This is a genomic window from Demequina gelatinilytica (assembly GCF_000971115.1).
Lineage (GTDB): Bacteria > Actinomycetota > Actinomycetes > Actinomycetales > Demequinaceae > Demequina > Demequina gelatinilytica.
Genome location: NZ_BBLV01000002.1, coordinates 72,185 through 94,687, shown reverse-complemented (window position 1 = coordinate 94,687; position 22,503 = coordinate 72,185). Strand labels below are relative to the sequence as shown.

The window sequence follows — 22,503 nt, the reverse complement described above, 5'->3', positions numbered from 1 at the left end:
TCCACAGTGACACTGCCGGGCTCCTCCCGGCCCGCCCATCATGACACAGCCTGTGCAGGACCCGGCACACGCCCGTGGTCCCGACCCTGCTGAGGAGGCACGATGCGCCGGTAGGTTGGGTCCATGGCAGGGCTGCAGCGCGAGGTGGGCGACGTCGTCGGCGGGTACCGCGTGGTCGGGCGCCTGGGTACGGGCGGCTCGGGTTCCGTCTACCGCGTGGTCGACGAGGGCGGCGCGGAGGCGGCTCTCAAGCTGGTCGATGCCCGCGAGGACCACGTCGCCGCCGCGCGGCTCGCGCGCGAGGTGCGGGCGCTCCAGTCGCTCCGGCATCCCGCAGTCCCTCAGATCCTGGACGCCGAGCTCGACGACGACGAGACCTTCGTGGTGTTCGAGCTGGTGCCCGGCAAGACCCTGTTCGACGACATCCAGGAGCACGGCCCCCTGGCCGGGCATGCGCTCGCGGCCTTCGCCGAGCGGACGGCGTCCGCGCTCGAGGCGGTCCATGCGGCCGGGGTGGTGCACCGCGACGTGACGCCGTCGAACATCATGATGGGGCCGGACGGGCCGGTGCTCATCGACTTCGGGCTCGCGCATCGGACGGACGATGCACGCCTCACGCGCGAGGGCCTGGTGAGCGGCACGCCGGGCTACGTCGCGCCCGAGGTGATCGACGGCGCCGAGCCGGGTGCCCAGGCCGACCGATGGTCGTGGGCCGCGACCGTCGCGTACGCGATGACGGGCAGGGCGCCGTTCGGCGCGGGGACCGGTGCGATCAGCCGGACGCTCGAGGCCGAGGCGAACCTGCCGGACGTGGCAGGCGCGACGGCGCTCCGTGCCGCGCTCGGTCGTGACGTCGACGCGAGACCCGGCATGCGCGACGTGGTCGCGGCGCTCAGCGGCGCCACCGAGGTGATGCCGGCCATCCCCGCGACCGCGGTGGCGCCCGTCGGGTACCTCGGCGAGGGCGCGGACCCCGAGGCGACCACCGTCCTCCCGAGCGGGGAGGACCTCCCCGTCACCACCGCCCAGCCGCAGTGGGAGGACGATGCGGAGCCCCGGTCGTGGGACGACGTGGTGGACGAGCACGGTGAGCCGGTCGAGCCGCACGAGGAGCTTCCGCCGCCGCGTCGACGCACGTTGCTGGTGCTCGCGGGCCTGGTGGTCGTGGCGGCGGCGCCGCTTGCGCCTCTGCTCACGTACCTGGTGCTGGTCGGCGTCGCAGTCGTCGCGAGGACGGTGCAGCGCCGCGAGCTCGCGATCGAGGCCGCGCAGGCGCGGCGCGGCCACCGTCGGACCACGGACACCGTGGTCCAGACCATCGGGCTGCCGTGGCACGTGCTGCGCGCCGCGGTCGAGACCATCCCGGCCGCGCTCACGGCCGCCGCGGTCGCTGTGGCCGTCCAGCTGGGGTCCTGGTGGGCGCTTGGGCAGCTCGACGTGGTCGGGGCGTCGGCCGACGCGCAGAGCGACCCGCACCTGTACTCCGCGACGCTTGCCCTCGCGGGGCTGGCGGCCGTGCTGGTGATGGCCTTCGGGCCGCTCATGGCCACCACGCGCGCCGGCGCGCATCGGCTCGCGGCGGCCGTCTCGCCCACCGGGGGGCTCGCGGCGGCGTGGGTGCTCATCGCGGCGACCGCGATCCTGGTCGCGGCGATCGCGCTCGTCGCCGGTGCCGGCGACTGGTGGTGGCCGTTGCCGCAGGCGCCCGCGCTGTGAGACGGGCGATGGGAACGGTCCCGAGGGGTGGGACGTTGGGCGTGCGAGCACCCAGGCGCACGGCGGTACCGTGGCGCGCAGTGCGACGAGCGAGGGAGAACGTGCGATGAACGCCGATGCGGTGCAGACCGACGAGTCGACGGAGACGGGACGTTGGGCCGCCATCCAGCCCTGGCTGAGCACGCTGGTGCGCCTGTCGATGGCGATCATCCTCATCGCGGCCGCGATCCCCAAGATGACGGACATCCCGCAGTCGATCATCGCGGTGCGTGCCTACGAGATCCTTCCGGAGGCGCTCGTCCCGCTGGTCGGCACCATGCTTCCCTTCTTCGAGCTGCTGCTCGCGGTGTTCCTGCTCGCCGGCCTCTTCACGCGCGTCGCGTCGATCGTGTGGCTGCTCATGATGGCGGCCTTCGTCACGGGCGTCATCTGGGCGTGGGCCCACGGGCTGAGCATCGACTGCGGCTGCTTCGGCGGCGGCGGCGAGGTCGCGGAGGGCACCACCAACTACCCGGTGCACATGCTCGAGCGTGCGATCTTCGTCGCGCTGGGCACGTACCTGGTGATCTGGCCGCGCAGCCGCTTCTCGCTCGACGGCTGGATGAAGGCCGCCTGACGGCCTGCAGCTAAAGTTGTTGTGACAACCGACGACAGAACCCTGGAGAGATCGATGTCGAGCAAGAACAGCAAGGCCAACGACGCGCGCGCCGCGGCCAAGGCGCAGGCACAGGCGCAGGTGCGCGCGCAGGAGCGTCGGACGATGCTCATGATCGTGGCGGGCTCGATCGTCGGCCTCGCGATCTTCGGCGGCCTGATCTTCTTCATCATCAACCAGGGCAAGGTCGAGCCCCTCGGCACCGAGGGCGCCACGGCGCCGGCGGCCGCCGACGCGACGGGCGGCATCCCGGTGGGCACCACCGGCGTGGTGGGCGAGGACCTCGCCACCGACGTGCCCCGCGTCGACGTCTACCTCGACTTCATGTGCCCCATCTGCAACGTCTTCGAGCAGACCAACGCCGAGGAGCTGGACGCGATGCGTGAGGCCGGCGAGATCCAGGTCTACTACCACCCGATCTCGATCCTCGACCGCTACTCGTCCGGCACCGACTACTCGACCCGCTCGGCCGGCGCCGCCGGCGTGGTGGCGCACCTCGCACCCGAGGCCTACCTCGACTTCACCGCGGCGATGTTCGCGAACCAGCCCGAGGAGAACTCCGAGGGTCTGAGCGACGCGCAGATCGAGCAGATCGCGATCGACGCGGGCGTGCCCGAGGAGGTCGCGGCGAGCCTCGCCGACGACGGCATGAAGAAGTGGGCGACCGCCGCGACCGAGCAGGCCTCCGTCGACGGCATGCGCGGCACGCCGACCGTGCGGGTGTCCGCCACCGGCGACTTCGCCGACGGCGTCATCCTCAACGAGCAGGGCAACGACGACGCCCCGGTCGTGGACTACTTCACCGCGGGCGAGCTCCGGGCGTACATCGAGAGCCTGGGCTGACCTTCCCGCTCGAGCGCCGCATCGTCCCGCCGGTCCATGCCGGTGGTGCGGTGCGGCGCTCGCGCTTTCGGGGCCGGTATCCTGGGCGCCCCGGCTGGCATGGCGCAATCGGTAGCGCAGCGCTCTTGTAAAGCGAAGGTTGCGGGTTCGAGTCCCGCTGCCAGCTCCATCCCCACCCCGTCCCGGGGCGGTCAGAAGAGCGCCGGCGTGCCCGTGCCCCAGACGATCGGCGCGGCGCCCTGCTCCTCCAGCAGGCGGTTGACCCGCGAGAACGGCCGCGAGCCGAAGAATCCCCGCGACGCGCTCAGCGGGCTCGGATGTGCGCTCTCGACGCACGGCACATCGCCGAGCATCGGCGCGAGCGCCTGCGCCTGCCGCCCCCACAGGACGGCGACCAGCGGGCCTCCGCGCGCCGCGAGCGTGCGGATCGCGAGCTCCGTGACCTCCTCCCACCCGAGGCCCTGGTGGGACCCGGCGGCGCCGGGGCTCACGGTGAGCACCCTGTTGAGCAGCATCACCCCCTGCGCGTGCCACGCGGACAGGTCGCCGCTCGCGAGCTCCTCGCCCGTGTCGTCGCGCAGCTCACGCGCGATGTTGCGCAGCGAGCGGGGCAGGGGATGGCCGGGAGGGACGGAGAAGGAGAGGCCGACGGGGTCACCCGGAGTCGGGTAGGGGTCCTGGCCCAACAGGAGGACGCGCACGTCGGCGAGGGGCAGCCCGAAGGTGCGCATCACCGCCTCGGGCGCGGGCAGGTAGGCCTCGCCCGCGAGGGCGGAGTCGAGCCGCTCCAGCGTCTGCGCGGCCGGGGCGAGCGCACGGGCCCAGTCCGGGGCCACGGGACCCATCCACGCCTCACGCATGCCGCTCACCCTAGCGACGGCGGGCGATGCGCCGCGCGCGCCTGTACGGGAGCGCCCGCCGCCGCGCCTACCCTGGAGGCGATCATGGACCCGACGAACGACGCCGCCGCCCCGGCGCAGCACCCTGCGCCGCCGCCGGAGCTCGACGAGCGCGCCGTCCAGGTCCTCGACCTCGAGCGCCGCTGGTGGCGCTACGCGGGCGCCAAGGAGGACGCGGTGCGCGAGAGCCTGGGCCTCAGCGCGACGCAGTACTACCAGGTGCTCAACACGGTGATCGACTCGCCGGCGGCGCTCGCCCACGACCCTGTCCTGGTCCAGCGGCTGCGGCGCATGCGCGACTCGCGCGTGCGTGGACGCGCGGCGGGTCCCGCGCGCGCGTGAAGGTGAACGGTAGGGTGTCCGCGTGACGACCGCGCAAGAACCCGACGAGTTCGACCAGATCGCCCAGAGCGGCGGCCCTGTGGGCGTGCACCGTGCTCCCCGCCCGTGGTGGAGCGTGGCGATCGTGCCGCTCGTCGTCTTCGTCGTGGCGGGCCTGCTGGCCTTCGTGGTCGCGCAGCTGTTCTGGAACACCGGCGTCACGCCGTCCTCGACCGTGAGCGAGTCGCCCACCGCAGAGGTCACCACCGAGGCGACCACGGAGCCGTCTGCGGAGCCCACCGAGACCGCATCCGAGGAGCCCTCCGAGACCCCGTCCGAGGAGCCGTCGGAGACCGCCGAGCCGGAGCCGGTCATCGACTACGACGCCTCGATCGCCGTCCTCAACGGCTCGGGCATCACCGGGCTCGCGGGCTCGCAGGCCACGCTTCTCGAGGAGGCGGGCTTCGCGACGCCCTCCGCGGACAACCTCTCGGGCGAGATCCCGACGGCCAACCGCGTGGTCTACGCGGACGAGGCGATGGCGGACACCGCCGCGGAGGTCGCGTCGACGCTGGGCATCGACACCGTCGAGCAGGGCGAGCCGACCACCGAAGTCGACATCGAGGTCCAGCTGGTCTCCTCGCCGTAGCGCGAGGTCCGCCGCCTGGGCTTCTCCGCGCATCGTCCCTGCGGGGGCACGATGCGCCGCCACGCCCTCGGCGAACACGGTTCAGGCCGTTTGCACTCGGCGGGGGAGAGTGCCAGAATCGGCGTTAGCACTCGCCAGGCGCGAGTGCTAAGAGACCTAGGGTTCTCCGCCGAGGTGCGGGGCCTGGCGTGACGTGAACGCCCGGCCGTGCATCGTCCGTCGCGGGCGGTGGGGGACCGTCATCCATCGGAAGAGGTACTACCCCCATGGCAAAGATCATTGCCTTCGATGAGGAGGCCCGCCGCGGCATGGAGCGGGGCATGAACGCCCTCGCCGACGCCGTCAAGGTCACTCTTGGACCCAAGGGTCGCAACGTCGTTCTCGAGAAGAAGTGGGGCGCTCCCACCATCACGAACGACGGCGTCTCCATCGCCAAGGAGATCGAGCTCGAGGAGCCCTTCGAGAAGATCGGCGCGGAGCTCGTCAAGGAGGTCGCGAAGAAGACCGACGACGTCGCCGGTGACGGCACCACCACCGCGACCGTGCTCGCCCAGGCGCTCGTGCAGCAGGGCCTGCGCAACGTCGCGGCCGGCGCGAACCCGATCGCCCTCAAGAAGGGCATCGAGAAGGCCGTCGAGGCCGTGACCGCCGAGCTGCTCAAGGCGGCCAAGGAGGTCGAGACCAAGGACGAGATCGCCGCGACCGCGGGCATCTCCGCCGGCGACCCCGCGATCGGCGAGCTCATCGCCGAGGCGATGGACAAGGTCGGCAAGGAGGGTGTCATCACCGTCGAGGAGTCCTCGGCTCTGGGCCTCGAGCTCGAGCTGACCGAGGGCATGCGCTTCGACAAGGGCTTCCTCTCGGCCTACTTCGTCACCGACGCCGAGCGCCAGGAGGCCGTCCTCGAGGACGCGTACATCCTGCTCGTCGAGTCGAAGATCAACTCGGTCAAGGACCTCGTGCCCGTGCTCGAGAAGGTCATGCAGACCGGCAAGCCCCTCGCGATCATCGCGGAGGACGTCGAGTCCGAGGCCCTCGCGACCCTGGTCGTCAACAAGATCCGCGGCACCTTCAAGGCCGTCGCCGTCAAGGCGCCCGGCTTCGGCGACCGCCGCAAGGCGATGCTGCAGGACATGGCGATCCTCACCGGCGGCACCGTGATCTCGGAGTCGGTCGGCCTCTCGCTCGACAACGCGGGCCTCGAGCTCCTCGGTCAGGCGCGCAAGGTCGTCGTGACCAAGGACGAGACCACCATCGTCGAGGGTGCCGGCTCGGAGGAGCAGCTCGCGGGCCGCGTCCGCCAGATCCGCGCCGAGATCGACAACTCCGACTCGGACTACGACCGCGAGAAGCTCCAGGAGCGCCTCGCCAAGCTCGCCGGCGGCGTCGCCGTCATCAAGGCGGGCGCGGCGACCGAGGTCGAGCTCAAGGAGCGCAAGCACCGCATCGAGGACGCCGTCCGCAACGCGAAGGCCGCCGTCGAGGAGGGCATCGTCGCCGGTGGTGGCGTGGCCCTCATCCAGGCCGGTACCACCGCGTTCGAGGGCCTCGCCCTCGAGGGCGACGAGGCCACCGGTGCTCGCATCGTCGAGGCCGCGATCACCGCGCCGCTGCGCCAGATCGCCGTCAACGCCGGCCTCGAGGGTGGCGTCGTGGTGGAGAAGGTCAAGGGCCTCCCGGTCCACTTCGGCCTCAACGCCGCGACCGGCGAGTACGTCGACCTGCTTGCCGCGGGCGTCAACGACCCGGTGAAGGTGACCCGCTCGGCGCTGCAGAACGCTGCGTCGATCGCGGCGCTGTTCCTCACCACCGAGGCTGTCGTCGCCGACAAGCCCGAGCCCGAGCCGGCCATGCCGGCCGGTGCCCCCGACATGGGCGGCATGGGCTTCTAAGCCCTGCTCGAGCTTCGCAGAGGCCAGCGCGAAGGCCCCGCTCCCGGTTCGCCGGGGGCGGGGCCTTCGTCATGCCCGCCCCGCCCCACTCCGCCCCGCCCCGCCCCCGCGCGTGCAAGCGTGTACACCGCCGGAGAGTGCCCGTTCCGGGTTCGGAACGTGCACTTTCCGTCGGTATCGAGGCTGGGGTGGTGCGGGTCAGACCGCGCGTCGTTGCGCCGCGGTCACGCGGAGCCCCGACCGGCGCAGCCGCACGATGAGCTCTCGCGTGGAGACCTCCGCCGCCCCGAGCGCCACCAACGCGTTGCGGCGCTCGACGGGGTAGTCGTAGTGGTCGCGGTCGAACGCTCGCGGGGGGATGCCCGCCGCGGCCGCGAAGCGGTGCAGCTCGTCGAGCGACGAGTCCGACACGAGGTGGCCCCAGACCGTACCGTGGCGGGGCCAGAGCGGCGGGTCGATGAGGATCATGACCTCAGGGTAGGCGCGGACCTCACCCGGCCCGCGCGCGTCACCACGAGGCGTTGCGCGCGAGCGCCAGCGCGCCCTTCTGCCACCAGGCTCCCGCCGCGGGGCCGCCGTTGCAGTACCCGTCCGACTCGCCCGGCGCCTTGATCCACAGGTACGCGTCGACGTACGTGCGGTCGGCGGCGATCTTGGGCCGCATGCCCAGGCCTCGGCCGGGCGGGTTGCACCACTGGCCGTTGGATCCCCTGCCGTTGCGCGAGGTGTCGATCACGAACGTCCGGCCACCCAGCTTCCTCGCGATCGCGACGCCGTAGGCGCGTTCCGCCGCCGTGGAGTTGTAGTTCGAGGTGTTGAGGGAGAATCCGGCGGCGTACTTGAAGCCGACCTTGCGCAGCCGTGCCACCGTGTCGTCCACCGAGCGCCAGTTCGAATGCCCGGCGTCCAGGTAGACGCGCGCGCCGGCCTGCGTGAGCTTCTTCGCCGCGTAGCGCAGGTACCCGACGCGGTCGCCCTGGCCGGAGCAGTCGCCCAGCTGGGCGAGCGCATCGGGCTCGAGGATGACCCACGGTCGACCGACGATCCCGTCGGCCACCTGGTCGATCCACCTCGCGTACTCGCTGGTCGAGACCCCGCCGGCGGAGTAGGAGCCGCAGTCGCGTCCAGGGATCGCGTAGATCACCATCACCCCGGTGCGACCGGCCTGCTTGGCCCGCCGCGTGTAGTCCCGCACCTCGGCGCGGGCCTGCGGGCCTGAGAGCCACGACCCGATCCACCTCGAGGTCGCCGTCTTCGCGATCTTGCCCAGCTGCGTCCTGGTCGAACCGGAGGCCTTCGAGTACGCGGCATAGGCCTGCGAGCGCTTGTCGACGAAGAACCGCTGGCTCGCCTTGACCTGCGGGGCCTTGGTCCACGTGAGCGGGTTGCTCGCGCCCGTCGAGGCGGTGGACGACGACGTCGAGGAGGACGCGCCGGACGATGCGCCCGCCTGCGCGAGCGTGGTGGTCACCGAGCACTTGAGACCGTTCAGCATGACGCCCGTCGGCTTGCCGTTCCTGCCCGACCACGTGCCGAGGAACCCCAGATCGATCGAGTCGCCGCTGCGCACGGTCGCGTTGTAGCCCGCGTCCCGGAGGCGCACCTTGCCGGAGCCGCTCACGACGGTGGTGCTCCATGCCTGCGTGATGCGCTGCTTCTGGCCGTACCTCCAGCGCAGCGTCCAACCGTCCAGCGTGGGTCCCTGGTGCCGGACCCTCACCTGGGCGGTGTAGCCGCCGTCCCACTGCGCGTTCACGGTGTACTCCACCGCGCAGCTGCGCGCGGCGGCGCCGGCCGCGGCAGGGCTTGCGAGGGCAAGCGCCAGCGCGCCGATGACGGCGGCGGCGAACGTCGGGAACCACTTGCGCATCGCGCCATGCTAGGCGCGCACGCGGCCCCGTTCCTCCCGTGCCCGGCGAGTGTGGGGAGTCTCACGTCCGTTCACGTGCGGAACAGGCGCGATGCCGTCGCCTCCGCGTCCTCGTACGAGCGCGCCGCGTGCGCGAGGGCCTGGGTGATCGCGTCGAGCGCGGACTCGACGTGGGCCTGCGCTCCGCGCCACTGCTCACGCACGTCCCCGAAGGCGGCCGCCGCGCCTCCGCGCCACGAACCGTCGAGCCGCGTCAGCTCCGCCATGAGCGCCCCGACCTCCCCACGGATCGCATCGGCGGACCGCGCGGCCCGGGCGGAGACGGCCGAGACCTCGGCCGCGTCGACGTGGTACTCCATGGTGTCCTCCTCGGTGTCGGTGAGGCCGACGCTAGGAGGCGGTGCTCAGGTGCCCGGAGGAGGCCCCGCGCTCAGGGGAGGGGAGCGGAGGCGTCCGTGGCCGGGGACATCGCCGCGATGGCCTTGTCGAGCCGCGCGAGCTCCGCCGTGAGGTTCTGCCGCGCCTGGGCCTCCCACGTGGCGCCCAGGGGGCTCGTGTAGAGGCGCTCGCGGGACAGCAGGCGGGCCACGATCGCGCGCCTGCTCGCGAGGAACCGGTCCTCGGGGATCTCCGCATACTCCTCGCGGACGTCGGTGATGTACGCCTTGTACCGCTGCGGGTCCGACGCGAGGATCGCGAGGTCCGCATCCGAGAGGACCGCGGCATCCGGGGTGTCGGGCACCGCGACATGGCGTGCCAGGCCCTTGACCATCGTCGCCACCGCGTCGATCTTCTCGGCCGGGACGCCGAGGTCCCTCAGCTCCATCCGCGCGTACTCCGCGCTCGCATCCTCGTCCTCGCCGCCGCGGGCGGCATAGGCCGACTCGGAGTCCGAGGAGAACACCGCACCGTGGTACCAGGCGGCCAGGCGCACGCAGTGCGGCAGACGGGTCTCCTGCTGGAGCTCGTCGACGCGCGTGAGGAGCTCGACAAGATGGCGGACGTCGTGGAAGCGGCGGGCGGGGTTCTGCCAGCGTCGCAGCAGGCGTGCGCCTGCCTCGGACACCTCCTCCGACGATGCCGTCGCTCCCACCGCGGTCGCCTCCCGCACGAATGCGGGGAGCAGCCAGGCAGGCGTGGTGGGCGTGGGCATGTTCACCTCGAGTGGTTCCGGGCTTCCCTCTACGTCTCCAGTCTGCCCACATCCGGTGCCCGGAAGCAAAGCACCCCACCGCGGACCCTCGGCATGGGACGGTGTCCCGGGGTCCGGCTAGAATCGTGCGGGGTGCCGAGCTGCGGCACCATCCAGGACGAACGAGGTAGATGTGCCCACTGGCAAGGTGAAGTGGTTCGACACCGACAAGGGGTTCGGATTCATCGCGAGCGAAGACGGCTCCGAGGTCTTCCTGCACGCCTCGGCGCTTCCTGCAGGCACCACGGTCCGCCCGGGCGCCAAGGTCGACTTCTCCGTCGCCGACGGCCGCCGCGGCCCGTCCGCGCTCAACGTGACCGTCGTCGAGGCCGCGCCCTCGGTCGCCGCCAACCTCCGCAAGAAGCCCGAGGAGATGACGGTCATCGTCGAGGACCTCATCAAGATGCTCGACGGCGTCTCCAACGCGCTGCGCAAGGGCCGTTACCCGGATGCCGCGAAGAGCAAGCCGGTGGCCGCGGTACTGCGTGCCGTCGCGGACCAGCTGGACGTCTGATGGCCAAGGATGCGGTGCTGCTGGGCGCCCTCGATCTCGCCCGCGAGGCGGCGGTCGAGGCCGCAGGCGACGATGCCCTGGTGGGCGACCACCTGAGCGCCACCACGGTCGAGGACCGACTGGTGACGCACCTGTTCGCGTGCACGATGCCCGGGTACCGCGGGTGGGTCTGGTCCGTCACGCTCGCGCGCGCGCCGCGCCAGAAGGTCGCGACCGTCTGCGAGGCCCACCTGGTGCCCGCGGACGATGCCCTCCTCGCCCCCGCGTGGGTGCCGTGGGCGGACCGCGTGCGCCCCGGCGACCTCGAGCCGTCGATGGTCCTCCCGTACATCCCCGGCGACGGCCGCCTGGTCCAGGGCTACGAGTCCACGGGCGAGGAGGACGAGGACCGGCTCGCGAACTGGGAGCTCGGGCTGGGTCGCCCGCGCGTGCTGGGCCAGGACGGCCGCACCGAGGTCGCCGACCGCTGGTACCGCGGATCGCACGGCCCGAGCGCCGCGTCCGCGATGGCGTCCGCCTCGCCGTGCTCGACCTGCGCGTTCTTCATCCCCCTCACCGGTTCGATGCGCATGCGTTTCGGCGCATGCGCCAACGAGTGGTCGCCCTCGGACGGCCGCGTGGTGAGCGTCGACCACGGGTGCGGTGCGCACTCCGAGACCGATGTCGAGCGCGGCGCCACGCAGTGGCCGGACCCGGACCCCGTGTTCCAGAACGATGTGCCGGTGGCGCTCGACCTCACTGCCGAGCCCGAGCCGGAGCCCGAGCCCGCCGCTGAGCCCGAGGCGTCCGCAGAGCCGGAGGATCAGCCGGTGGCGGAGGCTTCCGAGCCCTCGGAGGACGAGGTGCCCGCGGAGCCGGAGCTTGCGCCCGAGCCCGAGCCCGAGACCCAGGCGGTCGCGGAGGCCGAGCCCGCCGAGGAGGCCACCCCGGAGGACGCCGCCGTCGCAGAGCCCGCCGAGGAGACCGAGGACGCGGAGCGCCAGGCTGACTGAGCCCGCCGCGGCCACGGCGCGCGTCGCACGCGCGCTCGCCGCGCGGGTCTACATCCCCACGCTCGTCGCGGAGATCGGCATCGGAGCGATGCTGCCGGTGCTTGCGCTCACCGTGGTCGAGATGGGCCACACGGCCGCGTTCGGCTCGCTCGCGGTCGCGGCGTACCAGCTGGGCCGCCTGCCCGGTTCGGCCGTCGGCGGTGCGCTCACGCATCGTCTCGGCTCGGCGCACGCCGCGCTCGTGTCGCTCGCCCTCATCGGCGCGGGCGCCGCGGCGGCAGCGCTCGAGCCGGACCTCGCGGTGTTCATGATCGGCGCCGTGCTCGTCGGGCTCGGTCACGCGGCGTACCACGTCGCCCGTCAGGACCAGATCCTCGGGGTCGTCAGCCATGCCGGCATCGCGCGATCGCTCACGTCGCTCGCGGGCGTGTGGCGCATCGGAAACTTCATCGGGCCGCTGGTCGGCGCCGCCGTCATCGCGACGTGGGGCCTGCCCGCGACCTACTGGCTCGGCCTCGTGTGCATCGTCGCCGCGATGGCGCTCCTGGCGATCGTCGGCATGCGCGGCGACCGGCGCATCGTCCGACCGCCGAGCCCCGCGAGCCTGCGAGAGGTGGTCGGCGAGCAGCGGCAGGTCCTGTCCACGCTGGGCCTCACCGTGGTGGCGACGGGTGCGCTGCGCCAGGCGCGCATCGCGGTGATCCCGCTGTGGGCAGCGCATGTGGGCCTCAGCCCCGAGCTGTCGACGCTCATCTTCTCGATCTCTGCTGGCATCGACATGCTGCTCTTCTACCCGGCCGGGGCGACCATGGATCGACGCGGCCGGCTGTGGACCGCCGTGCCGTCGTCGCTCCTGCTCGCGGCGGGCTTCCTGCTGCTGCCGCTCACGCACGGCGTAGCCCAGGTGACGGCGGCGGCGCTGGTCCTCGGGGTGGGCAACGGGTGGGGCTCGGGGCTCATCATGACCCTCGGCGCGGATGTCGCGCCCGTGCGCGGCAGGTCGGTGTTCACCGGCGTATGGATGGTGCTCCAGGACGTCGGCGGGCTCGCCGGTCCCGCGCTGGTGTCCGCCGGAGCGCTCATCGCGCTGCCCGTCGGGTACGTCGCGGTCGGAGGCATCGGCCTCGCGGTGACCGCAGGGTTCCTCCGGTGGGTGCCGCGAGGACGACCGGCGCACGTGCACCGGACCGACTGATCAGCGGAAGTTCTGCGTCGCGTACCAGGTGGTGCCGTCGTCGGTGACCGCCGCGCCCGCGCCCATCTGGCTGTAGGCGGGGTTCATGAGGTTCGCGCAGTGCCCCGACGAGTAGACCCAGTTGACGTGGAGCTTGTTCATCGCCGTCGACTCGGACATGCCCGTCGAGCGGTAGGCGACCCCCACGTTCTCGGCGCCGGGGCGCGAAGGGTTGTGCGCGAGGGCGTCCGCGGGGGCATCGGTCTTCGAGTCCGCCGCCGCCATGGACCGCGACCACGACTGCGCGGCCGAGGCGAGCGAGCCGGACCACGTGAGCGGTGCGATCCCGGCCTTGGCGCGTTCGGCGTTCGCCGCCGCGAGCAGCCCGCTCACGCTCGAGGCGCCCGAGGGTGCCTGCGGGTTGGCGCAGTAGGCGGTGAAGTCCACCGTGGTGCTCGCCGGCGTGGTCGAACCGGAGGAGCCCGACGTCGACCGCGTGGTCGAGCCCGAGGTGCTCGGGGCGGAGACGGTGCCGCCGGACGATGCGGAGGTCGAGGCCGCGGTCGGGGCGGGCGTGGGCGTCGGGGTCGGCTTCGGCTTGGTGACCTTGACGGTGTGCGTCCGGGGGGCCTCGACGCCTTCGGCGGAGGCCGTGATGGTGGGCAGCGCCTGCGGCTGCGTGTCCTCGACGGCGGGGGCGTCGATCGCGTCCTGCGCGTAGGACGCGGTGGCGGGGGCGAAGGTGTACGCGCTGGCGAGCACCGTCGAGGCGATCACGACCGGCAGCCCGCCGAGCAGGATGGCCGGAGCGTGACGACGACGTCGGCGGTTGCGCTCCAGCACATCCTGCATCTCGGTCATGTCAGCAATCTCTCCACGAGGTAGTCCATCGACTGCACCAGGCGGCTCACGTCCTCCGGCTCGACCGCGGGATACACGCCCACGCGGATCTGGTTCCGGCCAAGCTTCCTGTACGGGTCAATATCGACAACCCCTTGAGCGCGCAGGTGCCTGCGCAGCTCGGCGCTGTCGACGCTCTGGTGCAGATCGATGGTCGCAACCACGGGGGAGCGGAGGCCAGGGTCTGTGACGAATGTCTCAGTCCATCCGGTTCGTGCCGCCCAGCCGTAGAGCAGGTCGGACGACTCGCGCGAGCGTGCCGCGGTGAAGGGCAGGCCGCCTCCGGCCAGCATCCACTCGAGCTGCGCACGCATGAGCACGAGCGTCGCCACCGCGGGAGTGTTGAGCGTCTGGTCGGCGCGGGAGTTGTCGAGCGCGACCTTGAGCGACAGCGACTCGGGGATCCAGCGTCCGCTCGCCGCGATCTCCTCGACGCGGGCGATCGCCGCCGGGGACATGATCGCGAACCACAGCCCGCCGTCCGCCGCGAAGCTCTTCTGCGGCGCGAAGTAGTAGACGTCCGCCTGCGCGATGTCGACCTCGACCCCGCCCGCGGCGGAGGTCGCGTCGACCACGGTGAGGGCGTCGCCGATGCCCGCCGGGCGGGTCACGGGCACGCAGACCCCCGTCGAGGTCTCGTTGTGCGGCCACGCGTACACGTCGATGCCGGCCTCCGCCTCGGGGAGGATCGCTCCTCCCGGCGCCGCGGTGCGGAGGGACGATGCACCCAGGTGGGGTGCGGCGTCCGTCGCCTTGGCGAACTTCGAGCCGAACTCCCCGAACGCGCAGTGCTGGGCGCGCTCACGCACGAGCGAGAACGCCGCGGCGTCCCAGAACATGGTCGAGCCGCCGTTGCCCAGCACGACCTCGTAGCCGGCCGGGAGCCCGTAGAGCTCCCCGAGCATCGCGCGGATGTCGCGCACGAGGTTCTTCACGGGCGCCTGGCGATGGGACGTGCCGAGCACTCCGGGCTGGCTCGCGACCAGGGCCTCCACCTGCGCGTCGGTGACCTTCGACGGCCCCGAGCCGAAGCGTCCGTCGCGGGGCAGGAGGGCAGGCGGGATCTCGATGTTGTCCGTCATGGCATCACTGTAATGGCGGCGGTGCTGGCATCATGGCGCTCGTGTACCGCCTCACGCCCGCCCTTCAGAACTACGCCTGGGGGATGACCGAGGTCCTCGAGGACCTGGTCGGACTTCCCGTGTCCGGAGACCCCGTCGCCGAGGCATGGTGGGGGGCGCACATGTCCGCGCCCGCTCTCGCCACCGCCGCGCACCACGACGGCGCGGACGAGCTCGGCATGCGTCCCGGAGAGGAAGCGCCCCTCGACGCGCTCATCTCGCGTGCGCCCGAGGCGATGCTGGGTCCCGACCTCGCCTCCCGCTGGGAGAGGCTCCCGTACCTGCTCAAGGTCCTCGCGATCGCGAAGCCGCTGTCCCTCCAGGTGCATCCGACGCTCGACCAGGCCGAGGCAGGCTTCAAGGACGAGGAGGGGCGCGGCGTCCCCGTCGACGCCGCCACGCGCACCTTCAAGGACCGCTCGCACAAGCCGGAGATGATCGTCGCGCTCACCCCGATGACGCTGCTTGCGGGCTTCCGTCCCGCATCGGCCGTCGCGAAGGACCTCGTGTGGCTGGGGCAGCCGTGCACGCGCCGGTGGGCCGAGGACCTCGCGAACGCGACCGAGCCGACCGTGGCGCTCGGCGAGTACATCCAGCGCGTCCTGCGCGACCCCGAGGCGCCCGCAGCGCTCGAGGCGCTCGTGGAGGTCGGCGGCCGCTCCGGCGTCCCCGAGTCGCTCGCCGTCGCCTCCGCGGCGGCGCTCGAGTTCCCCGGCGATCCCGGGGCCCTGGTCGCCGTCGCGCTCAACGTGGTGCGCCTCACCCCCGGTCAGGCGTGCTTCACCGGCGCGGGCGTCATCCACTCGTACCAGTCGGGTGTGGGCGTCGAGATCATGGCGAACTCCGACAACGTGGTGCGCGCGGGCCTCACGCCCAAGCCCGTCGACATCGACCTCCTCGTCGAGCTCACGGACGGCACCCCGACCCCTCCGCCCGTGGTGGTGACCGAGTCCGAGGGCGTCGCGACGCGGTACCCGGCACCGGTCGACGAGTTCGCTCTCACCGTGGTGGAGCGGGGCACCGCGGCCTTCGCGCCGGGGCCCCGCATCGTCCTTGCCGTGGACGGCACGGCGACGCTCCATGGCGACCGTGGATCGGTGAGCCTCAGGCGCGGCGAGGCAGCGTTCGTCCCGTTTGTGGATGGTCGTCTGATTGTGGACGCGGTGGGGTCCGCGGTGGTGGTCGAGACGCCTCCGGCGAGGCCTTGACCACCCGCTAGCCTGGGGCGCATGGCAATGCGCATCTCCGTCTTCGGGACGGGTTATCTGGGGGCCACGCACGCAGCCGGCATGGCGGAGCTGGGACATGAGGTGATCGGTGTCGACATCGACCCGGCCAAGATCGAGCGCCTCCAGCGTGGGGAGGTCCCGTTCTACGAGCCCGGGCTCCCGGAGCTCCTGAAGAAGCACGTCGACTCCGGGCGGCTGCGCTTCACCACCGACGCCGCCGAGGCGGCGGACTTCGCGGACGTCCACTTCATCGGGGTCGGCACTCCCCAGAAGAAGGGCTCCTACGCGGCAGACATGACGTTCGTCGACTCCGTCATCGAGACCCTCGCGCCGCTGCTGAGGCGCCCCGCCGTGATCCTGGGCAAGTCGACCGTCCCGGTCGGCACGGCCGCGCGCCTCGCCGCGCGGGTCCGCGAGCTCGCCCCCGTGGGCGACCAGGCCGAGCTCGGGTGGAACCCTGAGTTCCTGCGCGAGGGCTTCGCGGTCGAGGACACGCTGCGTCCCGACCGCCTGGTGGTCGGCGTCGACCCGGCACGCCCCGGGCGCATCGAGGAGGTCGCGCGCGAGGTCTACGCGGACGCGATCGCGCGTGACACGCCGTTCCTGGTGACCGACCTCGCGACCGCGGAGCTCGTCAAGGTCAGCGCGAACGCGTTCCTCGCGACCAAGATCTCCTTCATCAACGCGATCGCGGAGGTCTGCGAGGCCGCGGGAGGCGACGTGGTCGCCCTGGCGGACGCGATCGGGCACGACGCCCGCATCGGCCGCAAGTTCCTCGGGGCCGGGCTGGGCTTCGGCGGAGGCTGCCTCCCCAAGGACATCCGCGCCTTCATGGCGCGTGCGGGCGAGCTGGGCGTCGATCAGGCCCTCACGTTCCTGCGCGAGGTCGACGACGTCAACATGCGCCGCCGCGAGCACGTGATCGAGCTTGTCGCCGGCGAGCTGAACGGACGCCTCCAGGGAGGGCGGGTCGCGGTGCTCGGAGCCGCCTTCAAGCCCGAGTCGGACGATGTGCGCGACTCGCCCGCGCTCGACGTGGCGGGCCGTCTGCACCTCAAGGGCGCGGATGTGCGGGTCTACGACCCGGAGGCCATGGCGAACGCGGCCGCGCTGTGGCCCACGCTGACCTTCGCCGAGAGCGCCGTCGAGGCATGCGCGGGCGCCGAGGTCGTCGTGGTCGCGACCGAGTGGAAGGAGTTCCGCTCGCTCGACCCGCATGCGGTTGCCGAGCTCGTCGCAGGCAAGGTCATCATCGATGGCCGCAACTGCCTCCCCGCCGATCAGTGGATCGACGCCGGCTGGCGCTACATCGGGATGGGGCGGCACGCATCATGAGCGATCTCATCGACACGACGGAGATGTACCTCCGGACCATCTACGAGCTGATCGAGGACGGCGTCACCCCGATGCGCGCGCGCCTCGCGGAGCACCTGGGCCACGCCGGCCCCACGGTGTCGCAGACCATCGCGCGCATGGAGCGCGACGGGCTCGTGGTGGTCACCCCCGATCGCCATCTCGAGCTCACGGAGCACGGCCGCGAGCTCGCCATGCGGGTGATGCGCAAGCATCGTCTCGCGGAACGACTGCTCACGGACGTCATCGGCCTCGACCTCTCGCACGTCCACGAGGAGGCGTGCCGGTGGGAGCACGTGATGAGCGAGCGCGTCGAGATGCGCCTGCTCGAGATCCTCGGCGAGCCGACCGTGTCGCCCTACGGCAACCCCATCCCGGGCCTCGACGAGCTGGGTGCCGCCGATGCCGGGGTGGTGCCCGACGAGCGCGGCCTCACGGACCTCGCCGACGCCGGTGTGACGCGCGTCACAGTCACCCGCATCGGCGAGCACCCGCAGGCGGACCTCCAGCTGCTCTCCGAGATGGTCCAGAACGGCCTCCTGCCAGGCGCGACCATCGGTCTGTCGGCGCAGGACGATGCGGTGGTGGTCACGGTGGCCGACAAGCGGGGTGTGCTGGGTCGCGATCAGGCCCGCCACATCTTCGGCTTGCCTTCTTAGCGTTCTTTGATAAATTTTCGGTAACAACGACGGCCTTGACGGCATGGAGACCATCTCCGCCGCGCCCCCCACAAGAGGAAACGCTCGAAGATGACGCGAGCGTAGGGGTGCAGAAACATCGACGCGCACGGGGCGCGGAAGGAACGAAAACTTTGAAGTACGGATACATGCGCGCCAAGACGCGCGCGGTGGCCGCGGCCACGGGTGCAGCACTCGTGGTGGTCCCCCTGACCGGAGCCGCAGCCGCCGCCCTGGTGACCGACGACTCGTCGGACACCGGCACCGTCCTTGATGCGGCCGCCGCCTACACGAGCGATGTGGCCGACATCCCCGAGGTGACGACCGCCGCCAAGAAGAGCGCCTACGAGATCGACACCCCGACCGTCAAGGTCAAGGTGCCGCCGCCGCCGGAGCCCGAGCCGGAGCCCGTGGTGGTGCAGACCACCGAGCCCGTGACCACGAGCGGCTCCACCACCGTGTCGCGGAGCGAGTCGACCTCGTCGTCGACCACGTCCTCCTCCTCGTCGACCTCGACCGCGCCGTCGGCGAGCGTGACGGCCGCGATCAGCGGCTCGGCGGTCATCGCCGAGGCCTCGAAGTACGTGGGCACGCCCTACGTCTCCGGCGGTTCCACGCCGGCCGGCTTCGACTGCTCGGGCTTCGTGTCGTACGTCTACGCCCAGCTCGGCATCTCCCTGCCGCGCTCGTCGGGCGCCTACTACTCGGTCGGCACGCGCGTGTCGAACCCGCAGCCGGGCGACATCATCGTCTCCCCGGGCCACGTGGCGATCTACGCCGGTCCGAACCTGCAGATCGACTCGCCGCGACCCGGCAAGACCGTCCAGTTCCGCGCGATCTGGCAGTCGAGCCCCGTCTACGTCCGCGTGACCTGATCCCCACGCGTCGCACGAGGGCCGTCACCGTCTCGGTGGCGGCCCTCGTCGCGTCCGGGCGTGATGCACCGTCCCCCGGCGCTCTGCGACGGCGCTACGGTGGGATCCATGAGGACGACGATGGTGCCGAACCTGGGACGTGAGATCTCGCTGGTGGGCCTGGGGACCTGGCAGCTGGGTGGCGACTGGGCCACCGTGGGCGACGAGGCCGCTCAGGAGGTGCTGAACGCCGCCGCCGACGCGGGCACGCGGCTGTTCGACACGGCGGACGTGTACGGCGACGGCCGGTCCGAGAAGGCCATCGGGCGCTTCCTTGCCGGCCGCGAGGACCGCGACGACTTCGTGGTCTTCACCAAGATGGGCCGCCGCGCGGACCCGCATGTGCCCGGGGAGTACAGCCTCGACAACTTCCGCCGCTGGACGGACCGCTCGCGCGAGAACCTGGGCGTCGAGACGCTCGACCTGGTGCAGCTCCACTGCCCGCCGACGCCGGTCTTCTCGGATGGCCGCGTCTACGACGACCTGCGCACGCTGGTCGCCGAGGGGCGCATCTCGCGCTGGGGCGTGAGCGTCGAGCTGGTGGACGAGGCGCTCGCCGCGCTCGAGCAGCCCGACCTCGCGACCATCCAGATCATCGTGAACATCTTCCGGCGCAAGCCGCTCGAGCGGGTGCTGCCGCTCGCGGCGGAACGGGGCGTGGGCATCATCGCGCGCCTGCCGCTCGCCTCGGGGCTGCTGTCGGGCAAGTACGACGAGCGCACCACCTTCGCCCCCGAGGACCACCGCACGTGGAACCGGGACGGCTCGAAGATGAACATCGGCGAGACGTTCTCAGGCATCCCGTTCGAGGTGGGCGTGCAGGCGGCCCGCGAGGTCGCGGCGCTCACGCCCGAGGGCTGGACCACGGCTCAGATGGCGCTCGGGTGGCTGGCGCAGGTCGGGGTGGCGACGATGATCCCCGGGGCGTCGAAGGCGTCGCAGGCGCAGTCGAACGCCGCCGCGGCGGGCTTTCCCGAGCTGTCGCCCGAGGTCATGGACCGGCTCGAGCAGATCTACGAGACGTACTGCCGGGAGCACGTGCACGGGGTGTTCTGAGCCGGTCGGGCGCTCAGCGGCGTCCAGGGGCGGCGCGACGCTCGGGCAGGCACGGCACGATGCGTGGGGCACGCCCACGCAGCCGGTACCCTGGTGTGCGCACCCCGATGCAGGCGCCTGTAGCTCAGGGGATAGAGCACCGCTCTCCTAAAGCGGGTGTCGCGCGTTCGAATCGCGCCAGGCGCACCACCTCCGTGACCTTCGCCCCGGCGCCTGCGGCGATCCAGGCCATAACGTGGTTGTCATGGTCGGGATGGTCCGGCGTCACCTCGAGATGATCGTGCTGGTCGTCTCGGGCCTCCTGCTGGCCGGAGGTGCCGTCGCCTGGTGGACCTCCGCCCCCGACGCCGCCACGTCCCTCTGGATCGCCGGCACCATCCTCGGCCTCATCTTCGCGCTCGCCGCGACGTTAGAGGCGGCACGCCACCACCGCCCCACGGTCGACGTGATCGCGGTGCTCGCGCTCGCGGGCGCGCTCTGGGTCGACGAGCCGCTCGCGGGGGCGATCATCACCCTCATGCTCGCGACCGGGCAGGTGCTCGAGTCGCGCGCGGACGCGCGAGCACGTCGCGAGCTCAGCCTGCTCACCGCGCGCGCGCCGCGCGCCGCGCGCCTCCTCACGGATGCCGGCCTGGTCGAGGTGCCGGTCGCCGAGGTCGAGGTCGGCTCGCGCGTCCTGGTGCGCCCGGGCGAGGTGGTGCCCGTGGACGGGCGGCTGGGCACGGGCGCGACGTTCGACGAGAGCGCGCTCACGGGCGAGCCCGCCCCGGTCGAGCGCGCCGCGGGCGAGGACGTGCGGTCGGGCGTGGTGAACGCGGGCGCCGCCGTCGAGATCGTCACCACCACGACCGCGGAGGCCTCGACCTACGCCGCGCTCGTGCGCCTGGTCGAGGAAGCGCAGGCCACCTCGGCGCCCTTCGTGCGCGCGGCCGATCGGTGGGCGCTGGTGTTCGTGCCGGTCACGCTGGTGCTCGCCGGCGCGGCGTGGTGGGCCGCCGGCGACCCCGTGCGCGCCGTCGCGGTGCTCGTGGTCGCCACGCCGTGCCCCTTGCTGCTCGCGGCCCCCATCGCGCTCGTGTCCGGGCTGTCGCGCGCCGCGCGCCTGGGCGTGGTGATCAAGGGCGGGGGCGCGCTCGAGCGCCTCGCTCGCTCGCGCGTCATGGTGGTCGACAAGACCGGCACGCTCACGCGCGGACGGCCTGCGCTCGCGGACGTGGTCGCCGGAGGCGGGGATCCCGACGAGGCCCTGCGCCTCGCCGCGAGCCTCGACCAGCTGTCCGCGCATGTGCTCGCCGGGCCGATCGTCGAGGCGGCGCTCGCGCGCGGGCTCTCTCTCACGGTGCCCGAGAAGAGCCGCGAGGTGCACGGCCAGGGGGTCGAGGGGACGGTCGACGGGCGTCGCGTCCGGCTCGGGCGTGCGAGCTGGATCCTCGATGGGCCGCCGCCAGTGTGGGTCGCGCGAGCGCGCCGCCGCGCGGAGCTCGACGGCTCGATGACCGTGCTCGTCGAGATCGACGATGCGCCGGCCGCGCTCCTCACGCTTCAGGATCCCGTGCGGCCGGACGCGCCGCGCATGATGCGTGCGCTGAGGTCCGCGGGCATCGCCCGAGTGGTGCTCGCGACGGGCGATCGCGCGGACGTCGCGCATGCCGTCGGGCGCATCGTCGGGGTCGACGAGGTGCTCGCGGACTGCACGCCCGAGGACAAGCTCTCCGCCCTCGCGCGTGAGCGCGCCGCGGGTCCGACGGTCATGGTGGGCGACGGGATCAACGACGCGCCCGCGCTCGCCGCGGCGGACGTGGGCGTCGCTCTCGCGGCGCGGGGCGCCACCGCGTCCTCCGAGGCCGCCGATGTGGTCCTCACGGTCGACCGTGTCGATGCGCTCGCGCACGCCATGAGCGTCGCGCGGCGGTCGCGGCGCATCGCGCTCCAGGCGGTCGGCGTCGGCATGGGGCTGTCGCTGATCGCGATGATCGCGGCGGCGCTCGGGTTCCTCAGCCCGACCGTGGGAGCCGCGCTCCAGGAGGTCATCGACCTGCTCGCGATCGCGATCGCGCTGCGCGCGGTGCTGCCCGGGCGCGGCGCGCGTCCCTCGCTCACCGCCGACGACCGCGCGGTGCTCGACGCCCTCCGGGTCGAGCACGACGGGCTCGGGCCGCTGGTCGAGAGCGTCGCGACCGTGGCGGACGGGCTGTCGACCGGGCATCCCGACCTCGCGGCGGCGCGCGAGCTGGTGGATGCGCTCGAGAGCGAGCTCATCCCGCACGAGCGTGCCGACGAGGAACGCCTGGTGCCCATCGTCGCCCGCGCGCTGGGCACGCGCGAGGCCGTCGCCGCCCTGACCCGCACGCATGCCGAGATCGAGCACCAGGTGGCCCTGCTGCGTCGGCTGCTCGACGGCGCGCCCGAGCCTCCCGACGCCGAGTCGATCGTGGAGGCGCGCCGCGTGCTCTACGGCCTGTACGCCGTGCTGCGCCTGCACAACGCGCAGGAGGATGCGGACGCGTTCGGGCTGATCCCGGCGTACGGGACGTGA

At 72.4% G+C, this 22,503-nt stretch carries 22 protein-coding genes and 2 tRNA genes; 17 read left to right on the top strand and 7 right to left on the bottom strand.

Annotated features, from left to right (window positions below; genetic code table 11):
* The first annotated feature begins 123 nt into the window (after positions 1-123).
* The 4 genes from AOM00_RS01795 to AOM00_RS01780 all read left to right on the top strand — a co-directional run bounded on the left by AOM00_RS01795 (position 124) and on the right by AOM00_RS01780 (position 3,383).
* Positions 124-1,716 (top strand): serine/threonine-protein kinase, encoded by a 1,593-nt coding sequence (locus tag AOM00_RS01795; RefSeq protein ID WP_062516167.1) that lies wholly within the window; start codon positions 124-126, stop codon positions 1,714-1,716.
* Positions 1,717-1,822: 106 nt separating this feature from the next.
* Positions 1,823-2,332, top strand: coding sequence for a MauE/DoxX family redox-associated membrane protein (locus AOM00_RS01790; RefSeq protein ID WP_082096418.1), 510 nt, complete (start codon positions 1,823-1,825; stop codon positions 2,330-2,332).
* A 54-nt stretch (positions 2,333-2,386) separates the two neighbouring features.
* Positions 2,387-3,214: a DsbA family protein gene (locus tag AOM00_RS01785; protein WP_062516166.1), complete on the top strand. Its 828-nt coding sequence runs from the start codon at positions 2,387-2,389 to the stop codon at positions 3,212-3,214.
* A 93-nt stretch (positions 3,215-3,307) separates the two neighbouring features.
* A tRNA-Thr gene (locus tag AOM00_RS01780) sits at positions 3,308-3,383 on the top strand.
* 22 nt (positions 3,384-3,405) lie between these two features.
* Here AOM00_RS01780 and AOM00_RS01775 read toward each other — a convergent pair.
* Positions 3,406-4,074 (bottom strand): uracil-DNA glycosylase, encoded by a 669-nt coding sequence (locus AOM00_RS01775; protein ID WP_062516165.1) that lies wholly within the window; start codon positions 4,072-4,074, stop codon positions 3,406-3,408.
* Between the two features lie 84 nt (positions 4,075-4,158).
* Between AOM00_RS01775 and AOM00_RS01770 the strand changes: the two genes are divergently transcribed.
* From AOM00_RS01770 to groL, 3 genes are all read left to right on the top strand, one after another.
* Positions 4,159-4,455: a DUF3263 domain-containing protein gene (locus AOM00_RS01770; RefSeq protein ID WP_062516164.1), complete on the top strand. Its 297-nt coding sequence runs from the start codon at positions 4,159-4,161 to the stop codon at positions 4,453-4,455.
* 22 nt (positions 4,456-4,477) lie between these two features.
* Positions 4,478-5,083: a LytR C-terminal domain-containing protein gene (locus AOM00_RS01765; protein ID WP_062516163.1), complete on the top strand. Its 606-nt coding sequence runs from the start codon at positions 4,478-4,480 to the stop codon at positions 5,081-5,083.
* 266 nt (positions 5,084-5,349) lie between these two features.
* Positions 5,350-6,975, top strand: coding sequence for a chaperonin GroEL (groL, locus tag AOM00_RS01760; protein WP_062516162.1), 1,626 nt, complete (start codon positions 5,350-5,352; stop codon positions 6,973-6,975).
* Between the two features lie 198 nt (positions 6,976-7,173).
* Here the strand turns inward: groL and AOM00_RS01755 are convergent, their stop codons facing one another.
* The 4 genes from AOM00_RS01755 to AOM00_RS01740 form a co-directional block, all read right to left on the bottom strand.
* Positions 7,174-7,443, bottom strand: a complete 270-nt coding sequence (locus tag AOM00_RS01755; protein WP_062516161.1) for a DUF4031 domain-containing protein — start codon at positions 7,441-7,443, stop codon at positions 7,174-7,176.
* Between the two features lie 40 nt (positions 7,444-7,483).
* Positions 7,484-8,845: a glycoside hydrolase family 6 protein gene (locus AOM00_RS01750; RefSeq protein WP_062516160.1), complete on the bottom strand. Its 1,362-nt coding sequence runs from the start codon at positions 8,843-8,845 to the stop codon at positions 7,484-7,486.
* A 71-nt stretch (positions 8,846-8,916) separates the two neighbouring features.
* Positions 8,917-9,204: a WXG100 family type VII secretion target gene (locus AOM00_RS01745; RefSeq protein ID WP_062516159.1), complete on the bottom strand. Its 288-nt coding sequence runs from the start codon at positions 9,202-9,204 to the stop codon at positions 8,917-8,919.
* Between the two features lie 71 nt (positions 9,205-9,275).
* On the bottom strand, positions 9,276-9,998 hold the full coding sequence (locus AOM00_RS01740) for an HD domain-containing protein (RefSeq protein WP_062516306.1): 723 nt from the start codon (positions 9,996-9,998) through the stop codon (positions 9,276-9,278).
* A gap of 172 nt (positions 9,999-10,170) precedes the next feature.
* Between AOM00_RS01740 and AOM00_RS01735 the strand changes: the two genes are divergently transcribed.
* Genes AOM00_RS01735 through AOM00_RS01725 form a run of 3 tightly spaced genes read left to right on the top strand, consistent with a single transcriptional unit; the run spans position 10,171 to position 12,738 of the window.
* Positions 10,171-10,551: a cold-shock protein gene (locus tag AOM00_RS01735; protein WP_062516158.1), complete on the top strand. Its 381-nt coding sequence runs from the start codon at positions 10,171-10,173 to the stop codon at positions 10,549-10,551.
* Entirely contained in the window at positions 10,551-11,543 is a 993-nt protein-coding gene (locus tag AOM00_RS01730; RefSeq protein ID WP_062516157.1) for a DUF3027 domain-containing protein, read from the top strand. The genes AOM00_RS01735 and AOM00_RS01730 overlap by 1 nt, the downstream gene beginning before the upstream one ends.
* Positions 11,536-12,738 (top strand): MFS transporter, encoded by a 1,203-nt coding sequence (locus AOM00_RS01725; protein ID WP_369345415.1) that lies wholly within the window; start codon positions 11,536-11,538, stop codon positions 12,736-12,738. Before AOM00_RS01730 ends, AOM00_RS01725 begins: the two co-directional genes overlap by 8 nt.
* Here AOM00_RS01725 and AOM00_RS01720 read toward each other — a convergent pair whose 3' ends face one another.
* Positions 12,739-13,578, bottom strand: a complete 840-nt coding sequence (locus AOM00_RS01720; RefSeq protein ID WP_062516155.1) for a CAP domain-containing protein — start codon at positions 13,576-13,578, stop codon at positions 12,739-12,741.
* On the bottom strand, positions 13,575-14,699 hold the full coding sequence (gene serC / locus AOM00_RS01715; RefSeq protein WP_062516154.1) for a phosphoserine transaminase: 1,125 nt from the start codon (positions 14,697-14,699) through the stop codon (positions 13,575-13,577). The genes AOM00_RS01720 and serC overlap by 4 nt, the downstream gene beginning before the upstream one ends.
* Positions 14,700-14,731: 32 nt before the next feature.
* On the opposite strand from serC, the gene manA reads away from it, so the two are divergent.
* From manA to AOM00_RS01680, 7 genes are all read left to right on the top strand, one after another.
* A complete protein-coding gene (manA, locus tag AOM00_RS01710; RefSeq protein ID WP_062516153.1) occupies positions 14,732-15,946 on the top strand; it encodes a mannose-6-phosphate isomerase, class I in 1,215 nt (404 codons plus the stop codon).
* 27 nt (positions 15,947-15,973) lie between these two features.
* Complete coding sequence (locus tag AOM00_RS01705) at positions 15,974-17,302, top strand: UDP-glucose dehydrogenase family protein (RefSeq protein ID WP_062516152.1); 1,329 nt, start codon at positions 15,974-15,976, stop codon at positions 17,300-17,302.
* Positions 17,299-17,979, top strand: coding sequence for a metal-dependent transcriptional regulator (locus AOM00_RS15905; protein WP_062516151.1), 681 nt, complete (start codon positions 17,299-17,301; stop codon positions 17,977-17,979). Before AOM00_RS01705 ends, AOM00_RS15905 begins: the two co-directional genes overlap by 4 nt.
* A 167-nt stretch (positions 17,980-18,146) precedes the next feature.
* On the top strand, positions 18,147-18,872 hold the full coding sequence (locus AOM00_RS01695) for a C40 family peptidase (protein WP_062516150.1): 726 nt from the start codon (positions 18,147-18,149) through the stop codon (positions 18,870-18,872).
* 108 nt (positions 18,873-18,980) lie between these two features.
* A complete protein-coding gene (locus AOM00_RS01690) occupies positions 18,981-19,967 on the top strand; it encodes an aldo/keto reductase (protein WP_062516149.1) in 987 nt (328 codons plus the stop codon).
* Between the two features lie 113 nt (positions 19,968-20,080).
* Positions 20,081-20,156: transfer RNA gene (locus AOM00_RS01685), tRNA-Arg, on the top strand.
* Between the two features lie 55 nt (positions 20,157-20,211).
* A complete protein-coding gene (locus tag AOM00_RS01680; RefSeq protein WP_062516148.1) occupies positions 20,212-22,503 on the top strand; it encodes a heavy metal translocating P-type ATPase in 2,292 nt (763 codons plus the stop codon).